26 protein-coding genes are annotated in these 22,359 nt (G+C 71.7%); 9 read left to right on the forward strand and 17 right to left on the reverse strand.

All coding sequences use genetic code 11. The annotated features are described in order from the left end of the window. Nucleotides 1–24: 24 nt before the first annotated feature. Complete coding sequence (locus ACWCO8_RS16325) at nt 25–1,599, reverse strand: alkaline phosphatase D family protein (RefSeq protein ID WP_451032739.1); 1,575 nt, start codon at nt 1,597–1,599, stop codon at nt 25–27. After that, a complete protein-coding gene (locus ACWCO8_RS16330) occupies nt 1,596–2,174 on the reverse strand; it encodes a phosphoesterase (RefSeq protein WP_362011105.1) in 579 nt (192 codons plus the stop codon). The genes ACWCO8_RS16325 and ACWCO8_RS16330 overlap by 4 nt, the downstream gene beginning before the upstream one ends. A 175-nt stretch (nt 2,175–2,349) precedes the next feature. Between ACWCO8_RS16330 and ACWCO8_RS16335 the strand changes: the two genes are divergently transcribed. Further along, the gene (locus tag ACWCO8_RS16335; protein ID WP_451032740.1) at nt 2,350–2,550 is read left to right on the forward strand and encodes a hypothetical protein; all 201 of its coding nucleotides are present in this window, start codon (nt 2,350–2,352) and stop codon (nt 2,548–2,550) included. Between the two features lie 5 nt (nt 2,551–2,555). Here ACWCO8_RS16335 and ACWCO8_RS16340 read toward each other — a convergent pair whose 3' ends face one another. The 4 genes from ACWCO8_RS16340 to ACWCO8_RS16355 all read right to left on the reverse strand — a co-directional run bounded on the left by ACWCO8_RS16340 (nt 2,556) and on the right by ACWCO8_RS16355 (nt 5,706). Further along, entirely contained in the window at nt 2,556–3,053 is a 498-nt protein-coding gene (locus tag ACWCO8_RS16340; protein ID WP_451032741.1) for an FxLYD domain-containing protein, read from the reverse strand. Between the two features lie 70 nt (nt 3,054–3,123). Continuing rightward, entirely contained in the window at nt 3,124–4,233 is a 1,110-nt protein-coding gene (locus tag ACWCO8_RS16345; protein WP_451032742.1) for an outer membrane protein assembly factor BamB family protein, read from the reverse strand. Between the two features lie 77 nt (nt 4,234–4,310). After that, a complete protein-coding gene (locus ACWCO8_RS16350) occupies nt 4,311–5,225 on the reverse strand; it encodes a hypothetical protein (protein WP_451032743.1) in 915 nt (304 codons plus the stop codon). 256 nt (nt 5,226–5,481) lie between these two features. Beyond that, the gene (locus ACWCO8_RS16355; protein ID WP_451032744.1) at nt 5,482–5,706 is read right to left on the reverse strand and encodes a hypothetical protein; all 225 of its coding nucleotides are present in this window, start codon (nt 5,704–5,706) and stop codon (nt 5,482–5,484) included. Nucleotides 5,707–5,821: 115 nt separating this feature from the next. Between ACWCO8_RS16355 and ACWCO8_RS16360 the strand changes: the two genes are divergently transcribed. Continuing rightward, complete coding sequence (locus tag ACWCO8_RS16360) at nt 5,822–6,664, forward strand: helix-turn-helix domain-containing protein (RefSeq protein ID WP_451032745.1); 843 nt, start codon at nt 5,822–5,824, stop codon at nt 6,662–6,664. Then, the gene (locus ACWCO8_RS16365; RefSeq protein WP_451032746.1) at nt 6,636–6,926 is read left to right on the forward strand and encodes a DUF397 domain-containing protein; all 291 of its coding nucleotides are present in this window, start codon (nt 6,636–6,638) and stop codon (nt 6,924–6,926) included. Before ACWCO8_RS16360 ends, ACWCO8_RS16365 begins: the two co-directional genes overlap by 29 nt. Here ACWCO8_RS16365 and ACWCO8_RS16370 read toward each other — a convergent pair. The 5 genes from ACWCO8_RS16370 to ACWCO8_RS16390 all read right to left on the reverse strand — a co-directional run bounded on the left by ACWCO8_RS16370 (nt 6,909) and on the right by ACWCO8_RS16390 (nt 12,738). Beyond that, a complete protein-coding gene (locus ACWCO8_RS16370) occupies nt 6,909–8,534 on the reverse strand; it encodes a serine/threonine-protein kinase (RefSeq protein ID WP_451032747.1) in 1,626 nt (541 codons plus the stop codon). The genes ACWCO8_RS16365 and ACWCO8_RS16370 overlap by 18 nt on opposite strands. A gap of 79 nt (nt 8,535–8,613) precedes the next feature. Beyond that, on the reverse strand, nt 8,614–9,909 hold the full coding sequence (locus ACWCO8_RS16375) for a hypothetical protein (protein WP_451032748.1): 1,296 nt from the start codon (nt 9,907–9,909) through the stop codon (nt 8,614–8,616). Nucleotides 9,910–10,061: 152 nt separating this feature from the next. After that, nucleotides 10,062–11,048, reverse strand: a complete 987-nt coding sequence (locus tag ACWCO8_RS16380; protein ID WP_451032749.1) for a sigma-70 family RNA polymerase sigma factor — start codon at nt 11,046–11,048, stop codon at nt 10,062–10,064. A gap of 25 nt (nt 11,049–11,073) precedes the next feature. Then, nucleotides 11,074–12,306, reverse strand: a complete 1,233-nt coding sequence (locus tag ACWCO8_RS16385) for an NAD(P)/FAD-dependent oxidoreductase (RefSeq protein WP_451032750.1) — start codon at nt 12,304–12,306, stop codon at nt 11,074–11,076. Nucleotides 12,307–12,417: 111 nt separating this feature from the next. Next, entirely contained in the window at nt 12,418–12,738 is a 321-nt protein-coding gene (locus ACWCO8_RS16390) for a GatB/YqeY domain-containing protein (RefSeq protein WP_362011457.1), read from the reverse strand. Between the two features lie 216 nt (nt 12,739–12,954). Here ACWCO8_RS16390 and ACWCO8_RS16395 point away from each other — a divergent pair, with 216 nt between their 5' ends. Then, the gene (locus tag ACWCO8_RS16395; RefSeq protein WP_451032751.1) at nt 12,955–13,374 is read left to right on the forward strand and encodes a hypothetical protein; all 420 of its coding nucleotides are present in this window, start codon (nt 12,955–12,957) and stop codon (nt 13,372–13,374) included. On the opposite strand, the gene ACWCO8_RS16400 is transcribed toward ACWCO8_RS16395, so the two are convergent. Further along, nucleotides 13,375–14,013, reverse strand: a complete 639-nt coding sequence (locus ACWCO8_RS16400) for a hypothetical protein (RefSeq protein ID WP_451032752.1) — start codon at nt 14,011–14,013, stop codon at nt 13,375–13,377. It lies immediately after the preceding gene. A 3-nt stretch (nt 14,014–14,016) separates the two neighbouring features. Beyond that, nucleotides 14,017–14,370, reverse strand: a complete 354-nt coding sequence (locus ACWCO8_RS16405) for a hypothetical protein (protein WP_451032753.1) — start codon at nt 14,368–14,370, stop codon at nt 14,017–14,019. An 87-nt stretch (nt 14,371–14,457) separates the two neighbouring features. On the opposite strand from ACWCO8_RS16405, the gene ACWCO8_RS16410 reads away from it, so the two are divergent. Continuing rightward, a complete protein-coding gene (locus ACWCO8_RS16410; RefSeq protein WP_451032754.1) occupies nt 14,458–15,051 on the forward strand; it encodes a TetR/AcrR family transcriptional regulator in 594 nt (197 codons plus the stop codon). A gap of 9 nt (nt 15,052–15,060) precedes the next feature. Here ACWCO8_RS16410 and ACWCO8_RS16415 read toward each other — a convergent pair whose 3' ends face one another. After that, a complete protein-coding gene (locus ACWCO8_RS16415) occupies nt 15,061–15,906 on the reverse strand; it encodes a transglutaminase family protein (protein ID WP_451032755.1) in 846 nt (281 codons plus the stop codon). Continuing rightward, nucleotides 15,903–16,916 carry a GNAT family N-acetyltransferase gene (locus ACWCO8_RS16420; RefSeq protein WP_451032756.1) on the reverse strand — a complete coding sequence of 338 codons (1,014 nt, stop codon included), beginning with the start codon at nt 16,914–16,916 and terminating at the stop codon, nt 15,903–15,905. The genes ACWCO8_RS16415 and ACWCO8_RS16420 overlap by 4 nt, the downstream gene beginning before the upstream one ends. Nucleotides 16,917–17,028: 112 nt before the next feature. On the opposite strand from ACWCO8_RS16420, the gene fdxA reads away from it, so the two are divergent. Together fdxA and ACWCO8_RS16430 are read left to right on the forward strand one after the other, a co-directional pair. Continuing rightward, a complete protein-coding gene (gene fdxA / locus ACWCO8_RS16425; RefSeq protein WP_003985062.1) occupies nt 17,029–17,349 on the forward strand; it encodes a ferredoxin in 321 nt (106 codons plus the stop codon). Between the two features lie 109 nt (nt 17,350–17,458). Then, nucleotides 17,459–18,571: a bifunctional succinyldiaminopimelate transaminase/glutamate-prephenate aminotransferase gene (locus ACWCO8_RS16430; RefSeq protein ID WP_451032757.1), complete on the forward strand. Its 1,113-nt coding sequence runs from the start codon at nt 17,459–17,461 to the stop codon at nt 18,569–18,571. Between the two features lie 82 nt (nt 18,572–18,653). On the opposite strand, the gene ACWCO8_RS16435 is transcribed toward ACWCO8_RS16430, so the two are convergent. Further along, a complete protein-coding gene (locus ACWCO8_RS16435; protein ID WP_451032758.1) occupies nt 18,654–19,067 on the reverse strand; it encodes an ATP-binding protein in 414 nt (137 codons plus the stop codon). A 304-nt stretch (nt 19,068–19,371) separates the two neighbouring features. After that, on the reverse strand, nt 19,372–20,346 hold the full coding sequence (locus ACWCO8_RS16440) for a hypothetical protein (RefSeq protein WP_451032759.1): 975 nt from the start codon (nt 20,344–20,346) through the stop codon (nt 19,372–19,374). 29 nt (nt 20,347–20,375) lie between these two features. Here ACWCO8_RS16440 and dapE point away from each other — a divergent pair, with 29 nt between their 5' ends. After that, a complete protein-coding gene (gene dapE / locus ACWCO8_RS16445) occupies nt 20,376–21,458 on the forward strand; it encodes a succinyl-diaminopimelate desuccinylase (protein WP_451032760.1) in 1,083 nt (360 codons plus the stop codon). Between the two features lie 84 nt (nt 21,459–21,542). Next, the gene (locus ACWCO8_RS16450) at nt 21,543–22,292 is read left to right on the forward strand and encodes an LOG family protein (protein ID WP_315891326.1); all 750 of its coding nucleotides are present in this window, start codon (nt 21,543–21,545) and stop codon (nt 22,290–22,292) included. The last annotated feature ends 67 nt before the right edge of the window (nt 22,293–22,359 follow it).

Here is a 22,359-nt window from a genome sequence, read left to right on the forward strand (position 1 = left end):
CCCCTCGTCGTCTGCGCCGCCGTGTCAGTCGCGGCGGTACTGCGCCGGCGAGTTCTTCGTCGCCGGGTCCTCGTACGAGCCCGCCTTCCCGCGGTCCACGTGGAAGGTGGTCAGCGTGGAGACGGGGGAGTTCGGGTCGCGGCGGTCGTCGATGACCCGCATGTGGGCGCTGAAGCGCTCCGGGGTGACCTCGTAGACGTCGTAGCCGTAGCGGTTGCCCTCGAAGTACTTCAGGTGCGGGTTGCCCGCGCCCATGACCGGCCCGTTCGTGGCGTTCCAACTCGCCGAGTACGCGCCCGAGGTGACCGAGTGGGCCGTGAACTCCGTACCGATGACGGGCGACGAGACGTCGTCGAAGTCGGGCCGGATGTCGTCGACGAACGCCGAGTGCCAGTCGCCGGTGATGACGACCAGGTCCTCCATGCCGGTGTTGTGCACATGGCCGAGGACCTCCTTGCGCTCGGCGCGGAAGCCGTCCCACTGGTCGGTGAACATGTACGAGCCGCCCGGCCGGCTCCGCAGCTGGCTGAGCATGATCGAGTTGGCCCACACGTGCCAGGTGTCGGGGGCGCTGTCGATGTTCTTCTTCAGCCAGCCCTTCTGCCCGGCACCGAGGATGGTCCCGTCGGCGAGGTTCTGCGCGGAGCGGTACGAGCGCAGGTCGAGGACGGTCAGCTCCAGCAGGTCGCCCCAGCGGCGCACGCGGTGGATCTCGGGGTCGGGCAGCGCGGCCGTGGTCCCGGCGCCGCCGTCGCGGTGCGGCATGTTCTCGTACCAGGCCTGGTACGCGGCCGCCCGGCGCTGCATGAACGGCGCGCCGCCGCCCGTACCGGAGTAGTCGTTGACGACCTCGTGGTCGTCCCAGGTCAGGAACCACGGGTGGGCCGCGTGCGCCTCGCGCAGGGAGGCGTCGCCCTTGTAGAGCGCGTGCCGGCGGCGGTAGTCGGCGACCGTGAAGATCCCGGGGCCCTCGTGGTCGCGGACGTGGTCCGCGGGGACACCGCCGACCTGGCCGTGCTCGTAGATGTAGTCGCCGAGGTGGACGACGAAGTCGACCTTCTCGCGGGCGATGCCGCGGTGGGCCGCGTAGAAGCCGTCGTGGAACGCCTGGCAGTTGGCGGCGGCGAACCGGACCGAGCCGACGTCGCCGACGGGCGCGGTCTTCGTACGGCCGATGCGGCTCCGCTTGCCGAGCGCCGTGAAGGCGTACCAGTAGTGGACGCCCGGGCGGAGCCCGGAGACCGGCACGTGGACGCTGTGGCCGAGCGTCGCGGAGGCGGGCACGCAGCCGCGCGCGACGACGCGCCGCAGCTGGGGGTCGGCGGCGACGACCCACTCGACCTCGACGATCTCGCTCAGCTTCTGCTCGGCGGCCAGCGGCTCCGGGGCGAGCCGGGTCCACAGCACGACGCTGTGCGGCTGCGGGTCGCCCGAGGCGACACCGAGCGTGAACGGCGCCGGGTCGTACTCGGCACCGAGCGCCTGAGCCGCCTCCAGGGCCTGGGCGGGGGAGAGCCCGGCGGAGAGCGGCCAGACGAGGTTCAGGGCGCCGGCGGCTCCGGCGGCCTTGAGCAGATCGCGTCGGTTGAGCCTGGTCACTTGCTTCCCCCCGTGGCGTGCAGCGTGAGCGATATGGCGTCGGCGTAACCGTCGTTGGACGTCCCGCCGCCGCTGCGGGTGAAGACGAGCAGCACGCGCGCGGTGCGCGCCGTACGCGGCACGCGCGCGGTGGCGGTGCGCTCCAGGAGCGCGGTGCGGGAGAGCCGCTCGCCGGCCGTCACAGGCCCGAGCACGGACAGGGCCACGGGAGTGCCCTGGGCGTTCCTGAACTCGACGGAGAGCCGCGCCCCGTCCTCCTGCGTCGCGTACCCGCCCAGCCACCCGGCGAGCGTGTAGCCGACCCGCCCAGCATCGATGTGCCGCCACCCCGTGGCCCCGTTCCGGGGCAGGGCGATGTCCTGGACGAGCGCGGTACGGGGGCTGTTGCCCCCGGAGAAGAACCGCGTCCCCCGCTCGGCGGGACCGGGGTCGCCGGCCCCCGGATAACCGTTCCCCAGGGCGTACGAGATGAGAGCGGGCGCCCCTTCGGGCACCACCCACCCGGTCACCTCGGCAACGGGATCCGCGGACCCGCCGGGTCCGCTCTCCGCGTCGCCGTTGACTACGAGATTCACTCGAGCCTCCTCGATCAAGCGCTGTTCGTCGTGCAAAGGGCGCGTGTATCGCAGCAGTCGGGAGTGAACTCTTGAAGGCCGATCGGCGAACGGCGACCGGGAGTTGTACAGACAACTCCCGGGTAGGGGAGGGGTGATGCTCGTGCCGACGGCGGCTGCGGGAGAGAATGTCTGTATGACCGACGATCAGATTCCCGCATCGGATACGCAGACGACTCCGGACACGGCTGCGAAGCCCGAGGCTCGCTGCATGGAGCCCGGACCGGACAGCTGGACGATTGATCCGCAGGGGAACTTCTTCTGCGACCTGCCGCGTGGCCACGACGGACTGCACTTCGAGACGGGTGCACCCCGTAAGTGGTGGGCCGGCGAGTAGGCCTCTCAGGAGGCGAAGCGGGAGACGTCCGAGACTCGGCAGCTGATCTTGACGGCGACCTGGTCCAGCGACTGGGCCTTCACCCTCGACTGCTGCCCGGGCGCGACGTTGTTGGTCGCCGCGTACGCCTCGCTCAGTCGTTTGTTCGCCGCGTCGACGAACTCGACCTGGACCATGTAGTTGCTGGTCTTGCTCGACCGGTTGGTGATCAGCAACTCCGCGCTCGGCCACTTCGTCACCAGGTCCACCTCGCACGAGGCGATCCGCACGTCACCCCGGGGCCCGTCCGCCGTGGGAGTGGCCGAGTTCGTCGGGGCCCTGCGCTCGGGATCGTCGTCTCCGACGGTCAGCGTGACGGCGGCGATCAGGGCGACGGCCACGGCGATCAGGCCCAGGCACGAGAAACCGATGATCTTTCCGGTGCTGCGCCCACGGCGAGGCGGCTCACCACCCCCGCCCGGCTGCGGCCGTCCCCACCCGGGCTGCGACTCCTGATGCGACATAGCGTCATGGTTCGGCCCGTCGCGCCGGACCGCATCCGGACTACTCCGAACAGGCCCTACCGTGAGCGCCCTACCGCCAGTGGAAGACGCGTATGGGCATCGAGTAGGTCGGGTGAGTGATCACGGCGAAGCGGTCGTCGGCCACGCAGAGCGTTCCGTAGCCGTAGCCGCGCAGTCGGCGGCGGGCGACCACCCGTCCGTCGCGGGCGTCGAGCACCGTCACCCGCGTGCCGAACTTGTCGAGCACCAGCAGCCACCCGCGGTACGGGACGAGGCATTGGCCGCGTAGCCGCTGGAAGGAGCGCTTCCAGAGGATCTTGCCCGTGGACAGGTCGATGCCGCCGATCCAGTCCGGCTTCTCGGTCTGCCATTCCTCGTCCTGGACGGAGGGGGTGTGGTCCGGGTTCACCGTGGCGACGAGGACGCCGTTGACGACGGTGGACGGCTGCTCGACCCGCTCGTACCGGCTGGGGAGGGCGGGGGACGCCGTGACCTTGCCCTGCTCGTCGAGGACGAGGATTCTTCGCCGGCCTCGGGTGCCGCGTTCCGTGCTGACGACGATCAGCGGGTCGACGTTGGCGATCCAGGCGTCCTCGGTATTCACCTCGACCCTCAAGGAAGTGCGCCAAGCCTTGCTGCGGTCGCGCACGTCGACCGACTTGACGTGCGCGTCGGTGACCGAGACGACGTGCCGCCCGCTCAGGACGGTGGTCGGAGCGGAGCCGTAGAGCGCACGGTGCACCGCGTCGGACGGGGAATCGCCGCGGTAGGCGTGCGACGAGACCCGCGTGCCCTCGGCGAGGTCGACGGCCGCGATCCTGGGCTGGCCTCCACCGGACTGCGAGTCGTCGTGGTGGAGGACGTACGCGAGCCCCGCGTCGACGTCCCAGGAGACCTCCACCACGACGTTGCGGCCGGGGGTGGTCCAGGTCCAGCGGGGGTCGGCGGCCTCACCCCCGCCCTCGATGCCGCCGTCGCGGATGTCGTAGGCCCGCAGCCCGTCGAGATCGGCGCGGATGACGGTGTCCCGGAGGAGCAGCCCGCCGAGCGGCTCGACCAGGATCGTGGACGAGGCGCCGTCGTTCGGGCGGTCCTCCTCGGCCGTCTTCCACACCGGTCGCAGCGCCTTGAGCCGCCACTTCGGTCCCCAGACATCCACCGGCGCGGTGTCCTCGTACATCCCTGCCCCCCCAAGAAGAGATCCCGCCGACATCGTGCCGCACTGATGAGTCACGGCCACGCCCCGGGGTCCCTCGCCTAGATGCGCCCCCGGAGGGCCGCGCGGGCGAGAGCGGGGCCGATCAGTGCGGGCGTGGGCGAAGGGGGAGCGGTGGGGAAGGCCGGATGGCAGTCCACGCAGTGGTCCTCGTCCGCCAACGGGCGGAACAGGTACGGCTGGACGTGAAGCCCGCTCTCGCACTCGCGGAGCGAGGCGACCCGGGGCCGCGCGGGCGGCGGCGGTACGGGTGGCACCTCGCGGAGGATGTACCGCAGCAACCCACCGGGCCGGTGGATCGGACTGCCCCGGCCTGGCAGGCAGCGGGCGACAGCGTCCCGTACGGACTCGGCGACGTGCCCCGCATCCAGCCAGCGGGCCGCCAGGCCCGCCAACTCGGGGAGCATGGCGCGCGGTACGCGCAGCCGGGGATCGAGAGCGGGCAGTTCGTCGACGATCCGCCGAGCTTCCTCAGGCGCGGCCTCCGGGGCCTCCGCGACCTCGGGCGGCGGAGGGGTGGAGGTGTTCCCTACGGGTGTCAGATCTGGATGACGGCCGATGGCCCGACGGGTCGGCTCACCGGCGGCCGGACGTGTGTCCGTCGGTGGGGTCGGCTGGGAGGTGACCGGTGTGCCGGACCGTAGGGCGGCCACCTCGCTGGGACTGAGCGGCACGTTGGAGACGAGCTGCCGGGTGGCCCACCGCCCGCCCGTGCCCTGCTCGCGCCACTCGTGGAAGTAGCCGGCGAGCTTCAACTGCCCCTTGGCGCGGTGGAAGGCGACCTTACGGATGCCCGCTCGTTCGGCGGTCTTGGAGAGCGGCTCGTTGACGCCGTCGGGAAGGGAGAGCTGCCAGCAGAGCAGCCGTACGGCATCGGAATTGAGCTCCGGATGGCGCAGGATCTCGTGGGAGATCTGGCTGAAGCGACAAGCCGGAGGGATAGCATGACGAAGCATTTTGGGTGCTCCTAGGGATAGCGCACTCGAAGTGAAGGCCCTCGGCGCTGGCTGCAACCAGCTCGGGGGCCGCTTTTTTGTGCTCACCGTACAGCAGGATGAGTGACCGTATGGTCGCTTGCAGTGACGGAGCAGCGCGGGCAACGGCAGGGCGGATAGCGCAGAATCGGTTCGACCGGCACTTCTCCCCGCCGAGGCGTGTAGGTCCTGACCTCGGACCAGGTCCGCCCACCGTCCCGCGAGACGCGCAGCCGCATCACCACTCGCCGCCGTACCGCTGCTGCTTGGCGCGCAGCCACGCCTGGATCTCCCGCGTCTCGCGGGGCGAGGCGGCGCGGAGGTCGTCGGCGCGGATCGTGGCAACGAAGTGCACGAACCGCACACGCCGATGGACTCCGTCCACGCCGATGACCTTGCCGGGGCCGTACACGTCGGTTCCGGTGTGGGCGACGAAGGCGCCGGGACCGTGGGGGGTTTGCATTGCTCGCGAGCCCTTTCGCTCTGTGTGCTGTTCCGGTCACACAGTGGCGTGGATCACGTTACGCTCGACAGGGGTTTGCACGTGACAACGCGACCAGCACGTCGGGGGGTTGGCGATGGCGATCGAGGACAATCCTGAGACCCGTCGAAAATACGGTGAAGAGCTGAAACGCCGACGGGAAGCGGCGGGCCTCACCCAGGAGCAGCTCAGCGAGGTCGCGATCATCTCGCGCACGCACCTGGCCCACATGGAAGCAGGCCGCCGCCGCCCGAGCGCGGAGGACGCCCGCCGCCTGGACCGCGCGCTGAACCCGGGCGACGACTTCTTCGAACGCTTCCTGCCGGTCCTGGACGGCAAGAAGGTGGCCGAGCACTTCGCGGAGGCGCTGGAGTTCGAGGGCCAGGCGGTTGTGATCCGGGAGTACGCCCCGAAGCTCGTGCCGGGCATTCTTCAGACGGAGGCGTACGCCAGGGAAGTTCTGAACTCCGGTTCGACGCCGAAGAGCGACGAGGAACGTGACCGGCTCCTTGTCACACGGCTGGAGCGGGCCGGAATACTGGAGAACTTCGACTCGCCCGTGGTCTGGGTGCTCCTGGACGAGGCAGTGTTGAGGCGGCACGTCGGGGGGCCGAAGGTGATGTGCGAGCAGCTCCGTCACATCGTGCGCTTAGGGGAGACCCGCCGCATCCGCGTGCATGTGCTGCCCTTCTCGGGCGGCTACCACTCGCTGATCGAGGGCGAAGTCAAGCTCATGTGGTTCGAGGACCAACCGCCGATCGCGTACGTGGAAGGGCTCAAGTCCGGCCGTGTCTGGGAGGATCCGGCCGTGGTTCGGGACTGTCAGGTGGCCTACGATCACGCTCTGGGCGACGCGCTCTCCCATCGTGCGTCGCTGGAACTGATCAGGTCCGCAGCGGAGGAATACGACCATGCAGCACGGAACGTCCAGCATCCCTGACGCCTCGGTCCTCCCCGCCTGGCGCAAGTCCTCCTACAGCGGCGGGAACAGCGGCGACTGCCTCGAAGTGAGCGACGCGTGGCGTAAGTCCTCGTACAGCGGGGGCGAGAGTGGCGACTGCCTCGAAGTCAACGATGGCGCATGCCCCGCCCACGTCCCCGTCCGGGACAGCAAGAACCCCACTGGCCCCGCGCTCCTCTTCCCCGCCACCGCCTGGTCGGCGTTCGTGGACGGGGTGAAGGGGTCACTTGGGGACCGTTGACACCGCCGCCTGCGCGATCGCCCTGGCCTCCGACTCGCACGAGCCGTCGGGGTGGCTGTCGCCGCTGAGTGCGACCCACACCACGGCGTTGCCGTCACGGACGTTCAGCGAGCAGTTCAGGTTCTCGTTGGACGGGTCCCAGGAGGCCTCGTCCGCGTAGTCGACCGTCGTGTCCCGGAGGGTGGGCGGCTTCGAGATACCGTCGAACTCCTGGTCCTGGAGGGTGGTCCCGTTCTCACCCCCGTCCACGGTGCGCCGGACGGTCCACTGGACGATGGCGTGCGGGCGTGCCGCCCAGTTCATGGCAGGGGTCTCGCCGTCGTACCACTCACAGCGGGTTACATCGAAGGGGCCTGACGTCCCGTTGGTGTCCCGGCTGGACTCCCGCGCGGGAAGGGGTAGCGAGGGGGCGGCGTCCGCGCAGAGCGGAGTCTTCGCGTACTTGTCCGGCTCGCCTCCGTCCGTATTGCGCAGCAGCAGGTACGTACCGACTCCCGCACCTGCCAGGGCGACCGCGCCGGCGGTGACCAGGGCCACCAGCTTGCCGCGCTTGCGCGGGGAGGGCGTCGGCGGTGCCGGCTGCGCGGCGGCCGTGACGGTCCGGGCGTCCCGATCGACCTCGGGCTCAGCCTCGGGCTCGACGACTTCGGGTTCGACGTCCTCGACCTCCACGTCAACCTCGGGCGCCTCCGGCGATGTGCGTTCCGCGCTGTCACCTTCGCCCAGCAGCTCGACCAGGCGGTCCTTCTGGTCGGCGATCAGGCCATGGACGGCGGACGGCCACGGCCGGGTCGCGGGCCGGACCGGGCCGAGGAGGTCCCGGAGTTCGGCCGGAGTCGGGCGATCCGAAGGCTCCTTCGCCAGGCACCGGGCCACGATCGGGCGCAGGTCGTCCGGCACGTCGCCAAGGTCGGGCTCGGTGTGGACGACGTTGTGGAGCGTCAGGAACATCGACGCGGCGGCGAAGGGCGCGCGTCCCGTCGACGCCAGGGCCAGGACTGAACCCAGCGAGAACACGTCGCTCGCCGGGGTGAGTTCCTTGCTCTCGGCCTGTTCGGGCGACATGAACGGCGGCGAGCCGATCACCCACCCCGTCTGCGTCAGCGCCGTCGAGCCCACCGGCTCCACCGCCCGTGCGATGCCGAAGTCGATGACGCGGACGCCGTCCTCGGCGAGCAGGACGTTCTCCGGCTTCAGGTCGCGGTGGATCAGGCCCACCCGGTGGATCTCCTCCAGCGCCGTCACCAGGCCCAGAGCCAGCCGGCGTACGGTCTCGGCGGGCAGCGGCCCCGTGGCAGTCACGGCGGCGCCGAGCGACGGTCCGGCGACGAACACCGAGGCCAGCCACGGCAGCTCGGCGTCCGCGTCGGCGTCCATCACGGCGGCCGTATAGGCGCCCGAGACCTTGCGGGAGGCGGTGACCTCGCGGCGGAACCGGCTCCGGAAGCCGTCCTCGGCGGCGAAGCGGTGGTGCACCTGCTTCACCGCCGCGAGGCGGCCGTCAGGGGCCGCGCCGAGGAAGACACGGCCCATGCCGCCGCTGCCGAGTTCGGTGAGCAGGCGGTACGGCCCGGCCTCCGCCGGCACGGATGCGTCGAGCGGCCTCATACCGGTTCCCCCACGGCTCCCCCTCGGATCTCCCGCGAACGCGCGGTGATCCTATGGCCCTTGGCCGCGCTGCGGGTGGTCAACGCGTGGCGCGGAGGACTGCGACCGTGCCCTGCCCCGAGTACGACAGCCCCACGTACGGGTTGGCCAGCAGTGGTACCAATCCGGGATCGGTGGCCTTGTCGGCCCCGGTCGCTCCGTCAAGGACGATCGCCGCGTTCGTGTCGTCGTTGAAGGTCGCGTAGACCACCCCGTGGAACGCGTACCGCAGGGTCATCGACTTTCGTCCCGAGTCGTCCGTCGGACCGCCCACGCGCCACAGGCGCTTTCCGGCCCGGTCGTACGCGGAGATCTCCGCGCCCTCGACCGTACCGGCGGCGCAGAAGGTGGTCTTGAGCTGGTCGTCCACACACTTCCAGGTCCGGTGCAGCCGCTCGCCGAAGCCTTCGTACTCCACGTCCTTGCCGGTCGCGCTGTCGACCACCACTCCGCCCTCCGGGTCCGCCACCCAGGCGCGGTCCGGCGCGAAGGCCTTGACCGGCCAATCCTCGCCGACCTCCATCCCCGTCCACAGGTCCCGCCCGTTCGCGCCGTCGACGGCCCCCAGCGCGACGGCATCGTCGGCCCCGCGCTTCTGGCCGAGGACGCGCGTGCCCTGGACCAGCTGCGCCTTGAAGTCGTCCTTGCGCCAGGTCTCCTTGCGGGTGACGAGGTCGATTCCGTACGTCACGGGGTCCCGGTACTCGCCGTGGGACACGACGATCGCCGTGCTGCCGACGACCCCGGCGACGTACGTGACCAGGTACGACTCGTCCGACCTGGGCAGGTCCCACTTCGTGCGCCACGCCTCCTGGCCGCTCTCGGCGTCCATCGCGACCACCTCGACGCCGATGCTGTCGGGGCTGCTGCCGGACCCCTTCGTGCTGGTGGGGAAGGCGGCGACCGCGTACCGCTTGCCGTCGACCGTGCCGAGGCCGGGGGAGTACGGGATCGTCTTGTAGGTGCCGTCGTGTTCGGGGTGATGGGTCCAGGAGGACGCCTCGGCCTTGAGCGTTCCGATCTCCTCGTCGCCCGCGAGGTCCCAGGCGACCAGCTCGCCGGGGGCGATGTAGTACGCCTTCTGCTCGTCGAGAGCGACGGCCCCCACTCCGGGGGCGCGGAGGCCGGCGCCGTGCTGCTCGAACCGGGTCGGCGGGTCGTACGCGGTGAGCGGGTCCGCGGTGGGGGTGGGTGTCGCTTCGGCGGGCGCCGAGGAGGACGGGCGGGCGGACGGCTTGTCGCCGGCGCCACCGTCCCCGTCACCGCCGCCGCAGGCGGCGAGCAGAGCGAGCAGTGTGGCGGCGCCGACGGCGCGTAAGGGTGTGGTGCTTCGCATCCTGTCTCCCCCAACTCTCGGTCCATCAGACGTAACTGATGGTACGTCTGATGGAGGGGGCGGGCTGGGGGTTCTGGCTCAGCAGTGGGGAACGACGCGCTGGTTGGAGCCGCGCCCGGGAGCGGGCCGACGGCCCCTGAACGAGCGGCGGTTCACCACTCGGCGACGAGGGGCGGTGTGTCCGGTCGGTCGCGACGCCAGGCGTCGGTGACGCGGGCGAGACGGTCGGGGGCGGCGATGCCGCGTACCGTCGCGATCCTGCCGTCGACGAGGTCGAAGGTCACCGAGCCGACGACCCGGCCGCCGTCCTCGTCGGGGAGTACGGCGAGGAGGGCGGGGGCGCCGTTGACCAGGGCGTAGTGCAGGGCGGGTGTGCCGCCGACGAGGCGGCGCTTCGCGGGCGTGGACGTGAAGCCGGCCCGGGCGAGGGCGGCGATGCGCTCGGGAGTGTCGTACCGCAGCAGCTTCTTGGCGAGGCCGCCGGCGCCGTCGGAGATCGCGGTCGCGTCGCCGGTGAGCAGGGCCACCAGTTGTTCGGTACGGCCCGAGGTGGCGGCGGCGAGGAACTCCTCGACGATCCGGCGGGCGGCCGCCCGGTCGATCTCGCCGTCGCCGACACCGGGGCGACGGCGCGTGGTGGTGGTGACCCGGTTCCGGGCCCGGTGGAGGTGCTGCTGGCTCGCGGACTCGGTGATGTCGAGGATCTCGGCGATCTCGGCGTGGCTGTACGAGAACGCCTCGCGCAGGACGTAGACGGCCCGCTCGACGGGGGACAGCCGCTCCATGAGGGTCAGTACGGCCAGGGAGACGGATTCGCGCTGCTCGAAGGTGTCGGCGGGGCCGAGCATCGGGTCGCCCTGCAGGAGCGGTTCGGGCAGCCAGTCGCCGGCGGCGCGTTCGCGGCGGGCCTGGGCCGAGCGGAGCCGGTCGAGGCACAGGTTGGTGACCACCTTGGTCAGCCAGGCCTCCGGCACCTCGATCCGCTGCCGGTCGGCGGCCTGCCAGTGCAGGAAGGCGTCCTGCACGGCGTCCTCGGCGTCGGTGGCGGAGCCGAGCAACCGGTAGGCCAACGAGGCCAGCCGGTTCCGGCCGGCCTCGAAGCGGCTGGTGTCGAAGGGGTCGGAGGCGGTGGAGTCCACGGAAGTCACCCTAGTGATCGGGCGACTACGCGACCGCCGCCCGGGCGGACACGTCCGTCGACGCGGCGGCCAGGCGGTGCCTGCGCGTGGGCAGACCGAAGGTCGGGTGGGAGGTGGCCCAGAGCGACGTCGCGAGGACCGCGGCCTTGAACCGCGCGGCCTTCCGGCCCCGCACGCACGTCGGCTTCGCCCGTGCCTCGCCGTCGACCAACTGCAGGATGCCGTCGCTCCGTCCGAGGCTGATGTGGTTGGCCACGTACTCCAGTTTGACGTTCCCGACCTTGCGGCCGGTGAGGCCGCCCACGATCGCCAGCATGGCCTGGCGGCCGGTGTAGCCGGCCGAGGCGCAGGACATCGGCAGGGGGCGGCCGTTGTCGCCGATGACGTGGACGCTGTCCCCGGCGGCGTAGACGTTCGGGTGCGAGACCGACCGCATGGTGCGGTCGACGACGATCCGACCGTCCTCCGTGACGTCGAGGCCGCTCGCGGCGGCGAGGGGGTGGACCGCGAACCCGGCGGTCCACACGGTGGCGTCCGACGCGACGGCGGTGCCGTCGGCGCACAGCACGCGCGTCGCTTCGACGGCGGCGACGGTGGTGTGCTCCAGGACGGTGATGGCCAGCCGGTCGCAGGCCCGGCGCAGGTGGTCGCGGGCTCCGGTGGAGAGCGGGGCGCCCAGCTCGCCGCGGGCGATCAGGGTCACGGCCAGGCCGCGGCGGGACTCGGCGATCTCGGTGGCGGTCTCGATGCCGGTCAGGCCGTCGCCGACGACGACCACGCTCCTGCCGTGGGGGCGGTCCGTGCGATCGGGGCCGTCCATCCGGTCCAGGCGGTCGCGCAGGCGCAGCGCCGAGGGCCGGCCGGCGACGTCGAAGGCGTGCTCCGCGAGGCCGGGGACGCCGTGGTCGGCGGCGTGGCTGCCGAGGGCGTAGAGGAGGGTGTCGTAGCCGAGTTCGCCCCCGCTGTCGCCGTCGCCGCTCTCGCCGTCGGTGACGGCGACGACCTGGCGTACGGGGTCGACGGCGGTCACACGGGCCAGGCGCAGCCGGATGCCCGTGCCCGCGAAGACCTCGGTGAGCCGTGGGGCCTCGATCTCCTGGCCGGCCGCGAGCTGGTGCAGCCGCAGCCGCTGGACGAAGTCCGGCTCGGCGTTGACCACGGTGATCTCGGTGTCCGCCGGGGACAGTCGCCGGGCCAGGTTTCCGGCGACGTAGGCCCCGGCGTAGCCGGCGCCGAGGACGACGATGCGGTGCTTCATGAGCTGCTCCCGTCAGTTCGCTCGCTCGCTGTGTGCGTGCTCTCTGAGGGTTGAGCGGGACAGCGGCCCGATTCCTGACAGGAAGGGATGGTGAACTGGGTCACACGGTTGTCACGTGGTGACGGGACCGTCGAGGAAGCGCAGCAGCACCTCGGCCTCGGCGCGCAGCCGCTCGGCCCGGTCGGCGTGGGCGGGCGCGGTCAGCTGCTCGGCGGCTTCCAGCCGCTCGGCCGCCTCGGCGCGTACGACCTCCACCACCGTCTGCTCGCTGAGCTCCTGCCGTACGGCCTCCGTGGCGCCGGCACCGGCGGGCGACGCCTCCAGGGCCGTGCCGCGGAGCTGCTCCTCGCCCAGGGGCACCGCCTCGGCGTTGTCCAGGGCGGCGAGGGTCGTGCGCAGGGCGCTGACGGCGGCCTTGTCGCGGGCGCGCATCGCGTCGGGCAGGGCTTGCTGCATTCGGAGACGTAGAGACATACCGCGACCCTATGGGCGCACCTTGGGCCCCACAACGCGATATGCGGAGGCCGGGGGAGCCGTCAGGCCAAGCTCCGCTCCTGCGTCCCGATCAGCTCGTCCAACCAGCCGTCCTCGTAGCGTCCTTGACGGCCGGTGCGTCAGCATGTGACCCATGACGTTGAGGAGATCCCTGTGATCACGCAAGGAGTACAGGTCACCGGCTCGTGCAGTGCCTGCGGGTCCACGACGACGTGCGATGTCGGTCAGTTCTTCGACTGCGGCGTGCTCCGTTGGGGCACCGAAGGGCGATGTGTGGACTGCCCGAATGCGTGGTGCGAGGAGGACAGCGGGCCCGTCACGCCCGAGCACATTCGGCAGGCTCTGCTGCAAGCGCACGGGCCCGCGCGGCTTCGCCTGGCCGGGGACCTGCCGAGCCTTGTTCCCGTGGTGCTGGCCCTCCGCAGTACACGGGAACTGTCGCTCGGCGAAGCACGAGCGCAGGCGACGGAGCTCGCCGGGGCCGGGCTCGTCGGCACGCTCGTCGAGATGGAGGTGCTGGCGGTTCATCTTCGAGGGCGAGCCATCGCGGTGAGCGTCGAACCGGCGGCGTAATCAGGTCAGCGCGGCCTCGATCCTGGCCGCCAGGGTGAGGACCGCCTCCGCGCAGAGGGACCAGCCCCCGATGGTCTGCCGGTGCAGCGTGCGGGCCAGGAGCAGGCCGCCCGCCGGGCTCGGCTGGACGGTCAGGAGCCGGTCCACGGTCCACTGGTGGTTGAAGTCCGGGCCGGCGACGGTGGTGGACACCTGGTCGGCCAGGGCGAGGAGTTCGGGGTCCGAGTTGAGCCGGCGCACCGCCACCGGGTCGCCTTCGAAGGCGGACGGGCGGCCGGGCCGGCGTTCGCCGAGGGCGACGGGGCCCAGGACCGGGGTGGTGAGCGGTACGGCGTACTGGAGCAGGCCCAGGCCGAAGCTGCGCCGGATCGCCCGGCCGGTCAGGACGGAGGCGCGCAGCTCGAACGGTCTCGGCGCCTGGGCGTCCACGTACACGAAGCAGTGCGTCAGGGCCGGCATCCCGCTGAACCGCTCACGGGGCGGCAGCAGGCTCCCGGCCGGGACGCCCTCGCTGTCGCCCGCGAGGACGTGGGTGGGCGGCGGGCCGGGAAGACCGAGCTCGGCGGTGAGGGCGCGGGAGATGTCGGCGGACACGACGGCGGAGTCCCGGCTCCGGCCGGTCCAGGTGGCGACGGCCATGGCTCAGACCGACCCCGCGCGGCTGCGGAGTTCCTCTTGGCGGCGCAGAGCCGCCTGCCGCTCGCCCTGGAAGCGGCCGACGCGGGCCTGGGTGAGCGCGGTCCAGTGGTCGACGGCCTCGCCGGCGTGGAAGAGCGCGTCGGTGAGGCGGCCCTGGGCGGCCAGTTCGTCCCGCTCGCGGTCGGCCTCCTCGGCGTGCCGCAGCAGCGTCTGCGTGGGGTCCTCGGTCGAGGTCTGGTTCGCCTCCGCGCGGGCGACCTGCCGTCGGCGGCGCGCCACGCTCGCGTAGCCGACGAGGGCGACGAGGCCACCCGTGATGGCGCCGGAGACGAGCTTCATCATCAGATCATCATCCATGCCCGCAGTATGGATCCGCGGGGTCTGGTTTTGGAGATTGTTTCTAGAAAAAGATTCGAGTTTTTCACGCCTGCCTATACTCCCCCCATGGCAAAGCAGTCCCGTGGCGAGGCCACCGTCGAAAGACTCCTGGCCGCGGCACTGGAAGTGTTCGCCACGTCGGGGCAGGCCGGGTTCACCGTCAACGCGGTGACGCGGGCGAGCGGGGTCAGCCTCGGCAGCCTGTACCACCACTTCGGCAGCTTCGACGGCCTGGCGGCGGCCCTCTACGGCTCCTGCCTGCAGCAGACGTACACGGCGGCCCTCGGTGCCGTCGACCGAGCCCGTACCGCCCACACCGGCATCCGCGCCTTCGTGACGACGTACCTGCGCTTCATCCGCGAGAACCCGGCCGTCGCCCGCTACCTGCACGGCTCGGCGTACTCCAGCTACCTCGCCGTCGACGCCGACCGAGCCCGAGGCGTCGAACCGGACCACTTCCCCCGCGTCGCCGACCACCTGAAGCGCTGGATCGACTCCGGCGAGATCGCCCCCCTCCCGGCCCCACTCCTGGAGGTCCTGATCATCGGCCCGGTAGCGGTCGCCGCCCACCGCTGGCTGGCCACCCCGGAAGACATCGACCTCAACCAGGCGACCCGAATCCTCTCGGACCGCATCTGGGCGTCCGTACGGGCGGACTAGGGCCCTACGTCAGTTCAGCAGTGCCCGGGCCGCCTGGGCGCGGTTGCGGATCGAGGCTGCGGCGCTCGGTTCGACCGCGTCCACGACCGAGGCGTACGCCTCCATCTCCGCCGCGCCCGCCTGGAACTCGCCGCGTTGCACCAGCAGCTCCGCGTGCTCGTAGCGGAGTCGGGCCGGGTGGGAGGGGAGGAGCAGGGACAGTTCCACCGCCCACAGCGCCACGCTGGAGCGCTCCGGGCGGGGGGCCGCCCAGGCGCGGATGTTGTTGAGGATGCGCAGGACGATGTCCAGCGAGTCCGTCGGGCGCAGCATCGACGGTTCGAGGGGCTCGCCCGTCGCGCCCGCGACCAGCAGCTCCGCGTCCACACCGGTCATCGGCCGGCCGCCCGCGAAGGGGTCCGCGAAGACCTGGGCCGACGGGTCGCCGAAGCCGATCACGAAGTGGCCCGGCAGGCCGAGGCCGTACACCGGGGCGCCCGCGCGGCGCGCCACCTCCATCCAGACGACGGACAGCAGGATCGGCAGCCCGCGCCGGCGCCGCAGCACCTCGTGCAGCAGCGAGGACTCCAGGCGCTGGTAGTCGGCCGGGACGCCCTGGAACCCGTACCGCCCGCCGAGCACCCGCTCCAGCGCGGCCACCCAGTCGGCGGGGTCGTGCATCCCGTACGGCAGCTCACCGGCCAGCCGGTCCAGCTCGATCTCCGCCGCGTCCAGGTCCGCCTCGCGCAGGCCGTCGTCCGCCACCGCCCCGATCAGCAGACAGAGCCGTGCGAGGTCCGGGCGCCGCGTACGGGCCTCCTCCGCGAACTCCCGCCGCCAGTCGGTCTCGCCCGTCACGCCGTCCACCTCGCTCACGCCTCCGTCGGACCGAGGTCCGGCCGGTAGTGGTGGTAGTGGTGATGGACCGCGAAGCCCATCCCCTCGTACATCGCCCGCGCCCCGTCGTTCTCCCGCTCCACCTGGAGCCAGGCCGCCGACGCGCCCTCGTCGAGGGCCTGCCGGGCGAGCGCCGTCATCACGGCCGTGGCCAGGCCCTGACGCCGCTGTTCGGGGTCGACCTCCACCGCCATGAACCCGGCCCAGCGGCCGTCGACCACACACCGTCCGATCGCCGCCGGTATGTCTCCCGTGCCCGGTACGGACGCGAACCACACACTCGGGCCGCCGGACAGGACGCTCAGCACATGGGGCCCGACCACACCGGACCGGTTGTAGCGGCGCAGCCACGCCTCGTCGACGCTCCGCGCGAGCCGGACCCGCGAGACGTCCGCGTCCAGGTCGCCGACCGGGGCGAGGGCCCCGATCCGTACCTCCGCCGTGACCTCCGACCGCCAGCCGTGCCGCTCGAGCTCCGCGCAGAGCAGCTCCTGCGTGCCCTCGGCGCCCGTCGCCGTCTGGACGTACGGAGGGAGGTCCCGCTTCTCGTACCAGTCGCGCACGCGCGCGAGGGCGGCGTCCATCGGAAGCCCGGGGTCACCGAGCGGCAGCACCGAGTTCGCGCGCCGCGTGAAGCCGCCGGAGGCCCGCAGCGTCCACTCGCCGAGCGCCTCGCTCTCCACCGGCGGCCAGCCGCGCGCCATCGCCCGCGCCAGCTCGTCGAAGGAGGCCGCGGGACCGCGCCTGCGGGCCGGGGCGGCGGGGACGACCTTGCCCGCGACCAGGGCGGAATCCAGGATTCGGACGGTCTCACCCGTCCTCCGTGTGATCAAGAGCACACTCTGATCCCAGGATGTGAGAACTCCGACCGCGTCGGTGAATTCCCCCCCAGGGTCACCCGCCTCCGTCACGTACCGAACTGAGACACGTTTTCCCACGTCAGCGTGGGTAATACGCACCTCAAGGCGCCCTCCAGCGGTGAATTCCACAGGTTCTCCGCCCCTCCTGTTCGGATCGTCCCCAAGAACGGAGATACTAGGGGCGGGCATCGACGACGCCGCGCTCCCGCGCAGACCAGCCCTACCGAGGAGGAACGACAGCGTGACCTACGTCATCGCGCAGCCTTGTGTCGACGTCAAGGACAAGGCATGCATCGAGGAGTGCCCCGTCGACTGCATCTACGAGGGCTCCCGGTCCTTGTACATCCACCCGGACGAATGCGTCGACTGTGGTGCTTGTGAGCCGGTGTGCCCGGTCGAGGCCATCTTCTACGAGGACGACACCCCCGAGGAGTGGAAGGACTACTACAAGGCGAACGTCGAGTTCTTCGACGAGCTCGGTTCGCCCGGTGGTGCCTCCAAGCTCGGCCTGATCGAGCGCGACCACCCCTTCATCGCCGCCCTGCCGCCGCAGAACGGCTGATCGAACCGTCCTCGGTCCCGTACAGCCTCGCCCGCCGGCGCGCTGTACGGGACCGACGCGTTTTCCGTACGTACGAAGTACTACGAAGTACGAGGAAGTGAGCCAACTCGTGAGCGCAGTCTCGGGCGCCGTCTCTTCGCGCCTCCCCGTCTTCCCCTGGGACAAGCTGGAGCCGTACAAGAAGACGGCGGTCGCCCACCCGGACGGCATCGTGGACCTGTCCGTGGGCACCCCGGTCGACCCCGTCCCCGAGCTGATCCAGCGGGCGCTCGTGGCGGCGGCGGACTCGCCCGGCTATCCCACGGTCTGGGGCACCGCCGAGCTGCGGGACGCGCTCACCGGCTGGTGCGGTCGGCGCCTCGGCGCGGTCGGCTTCACCCACCACAACGTGCTGCCGGTCGTCGGCTCCAAGGAGCTGGTCGCCTGGCTGCCGACGCAGCTCGGCCTGGGGGCCGGTGACCAGGTCGCGTACCCGCGCCTCGCCTACCCGACGTACGAGGTCGGCGCCCGGCTCTGCGGCGCGGAGCCCGTCGTCTACGACGACCCGACCGTCGACCTGGACCCGGCGCGGGTCAAGCTCCTGTGGCTCAACTCGCCCTCCAACCCGACCGGCAAGGTCCTCGGCAAGGACGAGCTGACCCGGATCGTGGCCTGGGCGCGCGAGCACGGCGTCCTCGTCTTCTCCGACGAGTGCTACCTGGAGCTGGGCTGGGAGGCCGACCCGGTCTCGGTCCTGCACCCGGACGTCTGCGGCGGTACGTACGAGGGCATCGTCGCCGTCCACTCGCTCTCCAAGCGCTCGAACCTGGCCGGCTACCGCGCCGCGTTCATCGCGGGCGACGCGGCCGTCCTCGGCGAGCTGCTCCTGATCCGCAAGCACGGCGGCATGATGACGGCCGCGCCCGTGCAGGCCGCCACGGTCGCCGCGCTCGGCGACGACGCGCACGTGGCCGAGCAGCGCGAGCGGTACGCGGCCCGGCGCGCGGCGCTGCGGACGGCGCTCGAGGCGCACGGCTTCCGCATCGAGCACAGCGAGGCGAGCCTCTACCTGTGGGCGACCCGCGACGAGCCGTGCTGGGAGACGGTGGCGTACCTGGCCGACAAGGGCATCCTGGTCGCGCCCGGCGACTTCTACGGGACGGCGGGGGAGCGGTTCGTGCGGGTGGCCTTCACGGCGACGGACGAGCGGGTCGAGGCGGCGGTCAAGCGGCTGGCGTCCTGACGGACGGCGTCCTGACGGACGGCGTGACGCGGAAGGGCCCGGGGAGCACACGCTCCCCGGGCCCTTCCCGTACGTCCGGGGGTCAGCCGCCGAGCGGCAGGCCGCCCAGGGAGGGGACACCGCCGAGGCCGCCCGCGGACGGGGCGGTCTCGCCGACGACCGTGCCCGCGTTGCCCGCGGTGTCGCCCGCGATCTGCTGCGCGGCCGGGGCGGCGGTCTTGGTGGCCGAGCCCACGGTCTTGCCGGCCGCCGGGACGGCCTTGCCCACGGCCTTGCTGCCGGTGTCGCCGACGACACCGGTGGCGGTCTGCGAGGCACCGTCGACCGTGCTGCCGGCCCCGGCGGCGTCGAGCGAGCTGATGCCGGAGAGGGCGCCCGTGGGGGCGATGTTGTGGTCCATGGCGCTCGCGGAGCCGGCCGCACCGACCACGGGGGCTGCTCCGGCCGCGACGAGGAGGGCGGCGCGGGCGATCCGACGGGTCAGGGGGAGGGACATGGTGCTCCTTCGACGGGAGAGAACGTTCTGACGCCGTGCTCAACCGAGGCGGGGGAGGGGGAGGTTTCGGCGTTCGAAGGTAAAGCCCGCGCGATGGATCGCATTATCGGGTGGGGAGGAAAGCGGACGAACGCCCAGAAGATCCAAACCCTGCGGAACCGTCACTCCCCTTGCGGCACAAGGGGAGTACGGGGTCGGAGTGACGCGCCCCCGAGCGAGGCCGCCGCAGACCCGCCGAATACACGGTCGGGTGACACCCCGCACGGCTGCCCGAGGGGCGAACGGCTAGGGCGACCGGCTCTGGCTACGGCTCCAGCCGGATGCGGACCTCTTCCGCGGCCGTGCCCTCCGGGGCCCTCGACTTGGCCCACTTGCCCGAGGCGTCGCTCGCGCGCCAGACCATGCCGCCGTACGAGACCTCCGCGATCCGGAGGTCGTCCGCGCGGGCCACCGCCCAGTGGGCCAGCTCCCAGCCGTGCCGGGCGCCCGTGTCCGGCGTGCGAATGACGGGGACGGAGAGCACGGCCGTACCGGGCTTGGCGTCGGTGCCGCCGCCCGCGTTCCGGCCGGCGCCCGTGCCCGTGCTGCCGGCGGCCGTCGTCCTCGGGGCGGCCTTCTTGCCGAAGGCCCGTACCAGTTCCGCCCGTACCTGCGCCGGGTCGCCCGGCGGCCTGGCCTCCGGCGCGCTCGTCGTACAGGTGAGGGCGGCCGCCGAGCGGCCCGTCAGCGCGGCCGCGAGCAGCGCCGCGTCCGGCTCGTGCTTCGCGTACGCCTGCGGGAAGCCGCTCTTCTGGACCTTCTGCGCCGCCACCGTCAGCGGCAGCCGCGAGTACCCCGGAACCTTCGCGAGGCCGTCGTAGAACTTCCCCGAGGAGTACACCGGGTCCATGATCTGCTTCGCCGTCCCCCAGCCCATCGACGGCCGCTGCTGGAACAGGCCGAGGGAGTCCCGGTCGCCGTGCTCGATGTTCCGCAGCGCGGACTCCTGGATGGCCGTCGCGAGCGCGATCGTGACCGCCCGCTCCGGCATCCGGCGCGTCGTGCCGACCGCCGAGATGGTCGCCGCGTTCGCCGCCTGGTCCGGGGTGAACTCGTATGTGTTCTCGCCACTGCCCACGGTGCACATGGGCGCACCCTTGGAGCCGGTGACATGGTGCACGCCCACATAGCCGATCAGTCCGCACAGCACGGCGAGGCCCGCCGTGTACCTGGCAAGACGGCCGGTTCGGGCGGGTCGGGCGGTGCGGGGGTTACGGCTGCGCTCGGACACGGGGCCCACCGTACTGGAGGCCGGGTTAGGGTCGGCACATGGCTGACAACGCTCCCCTCGACCTCACGCTGGACGGCCCCGCGCTCACCGCCGCGCTCGTCGACTTCCCCTCGGTCAGCGGGACCGAGAAGCCGCTCGCCGACGCGATCGAGCTGGCCCTGCGGACCCTGCCGCACCTCACCGTCGACCGGTACGGCAACAACGTCGTCGCCCGGACCCACCTCGGGCACGAGGAGCGGGTGATCCTCGCCGGCCACATCGACACCGTGCCGATCGCCGACAACGTGCCGTCGCGGCTCGACGAGAACGGCATCCTGTGGGGCTGCGGCACCTCCGACATGAAGTCGGGCGTCGCCGTCCAGCTCAAGATCGCCGCCACCGTCCCCGCGCCCAACCGCGACCTCACCTTCGTCTTCTACGACCAGGAGGAGGTCGCCGCCCACCTCAACGGCCTCGGGAAGGTCGCCGAGGCCCACCCGGACTGGCTGGAGGGCGACTTCGCGGTCCTCCTCGAAGGCTCCAACGCCGAGGTCGAGGGCGGCTGCCAGGGCACCCTGCGCGTCCTCCTGCGCACGGAGGGCGAGCGCGCCCACTCCGCGCGCTCCTGGATGGGCTCCAACGCCATTCACACCGCGGCCCCGATCCTCGCCCGCCTCGCCGCCTACGAGCCGCGCAGGCCGGTCATCGACGGCCTGGAGTACCACGAGGGCCTCAACGCCGTCCGGATCGAGGGCGGCGTCGCCAACAACGTCATCCCCGACGCCTGCACGGTCACCGTCAACTACCGCTACGCCCCCGACCTCACCCCCGCCGAGGCAGAGGCGCACGTGCGCGAGGTGTTCGCCGACTGCGGAGTCGCCGAGTTCGTCGTCGACGACCACAGCGGAGGCGCCCTGCCCGGCCTCTCCCACCCGGCGGCCGAGGCGTTCATGAAGGCGGTCGGCGGCACGGCCCACCCCAAGTTCGGCTGGACCGACGTGGCCCGCTTCAGCGCGCTGGGCGTCCCCGCGGTCAACTACGGCCCCGGCGACCCGATCTACGCGCACAAGGTGGACGAGCACGTCGTAGTGGAACGGATCGTTCACTGCGAGGCACGGCTCCGCGACTGGCTCACTGCCTGACAGCCGAAATTCTGCTTTTTGTCACGTCTGTGGACCTACCCTGACCGAATCAGAAGATCAGTGGATCGGTGGAGGGAGCAGGCCATGGGTATCCCCGAGGGAGCGTCGAAGCCGGAGGAGCAGCGGCTGGGACCGGTGTTGAGGCGCCGGGACCAGGTCCAGCCGGGCACCACGGATCAGCGTCTGCTGGACACCGAGGGCGACTCGGAGTGGGTGCACACCGACCCGTGGCGGGTCATGCGCATCCAGTCCGAGTTCGTCGAGGGCTTCGGCGCCCTCGCCGAACTGCCGAGCGCGATCAGCGTCTTCGGCTCGGCGCGTACGAAGCCGGACTCGCCGGAGTACGAAGCGGGCGTACGGCTCGGCCACGCGCTGGTGGACGCCGGCTTCGCGGTCATCACGGGCGGCGGCCCGGGCGCCATGGAGGCGGCGAACAAGGGGGCGCGGGAGGCCAAGGGCATCTCGGTCGGCCTCGGCATCGAGCTCCCCTTCGAGCAGGGGCTCAACCCGCACGTCGACATCGGCGTCAACTTCCGCTACTTCTTCGTCCGCAAGACGATGTTCGTGAAGTACGCCCAGGGCTTCGTCGTCCTCCCGGGCGGCCTCGGCACCCTGGACGAGCTCTTCGAGGCGCTCACCCTGGTCCAGACCCGCAAGGTGACCCGCTTCCCGATCGTCCTCTTCGGTACGGAGTACTGGAAGGGCCTTGTCGACTGGCTCCGCGACTCGGTCGTCGCGGGCGGCAAGGCCTCGGAGCGAGACCTCCTCCTCTTCCACGTGACGGACGACGTGGACGAGGCGGTCGCCTTGGTGACGAAGGAGACGGGCAGGTAGCAGCAAACCTCCAGCTTCGCCGGCGGCAGGTGGCAACCTCCAGCCCCGCCGGCGATTGAGGCGCGGG

Source organism: Streptomyces sp. NPDC001927, assembly GCF_053594455.1.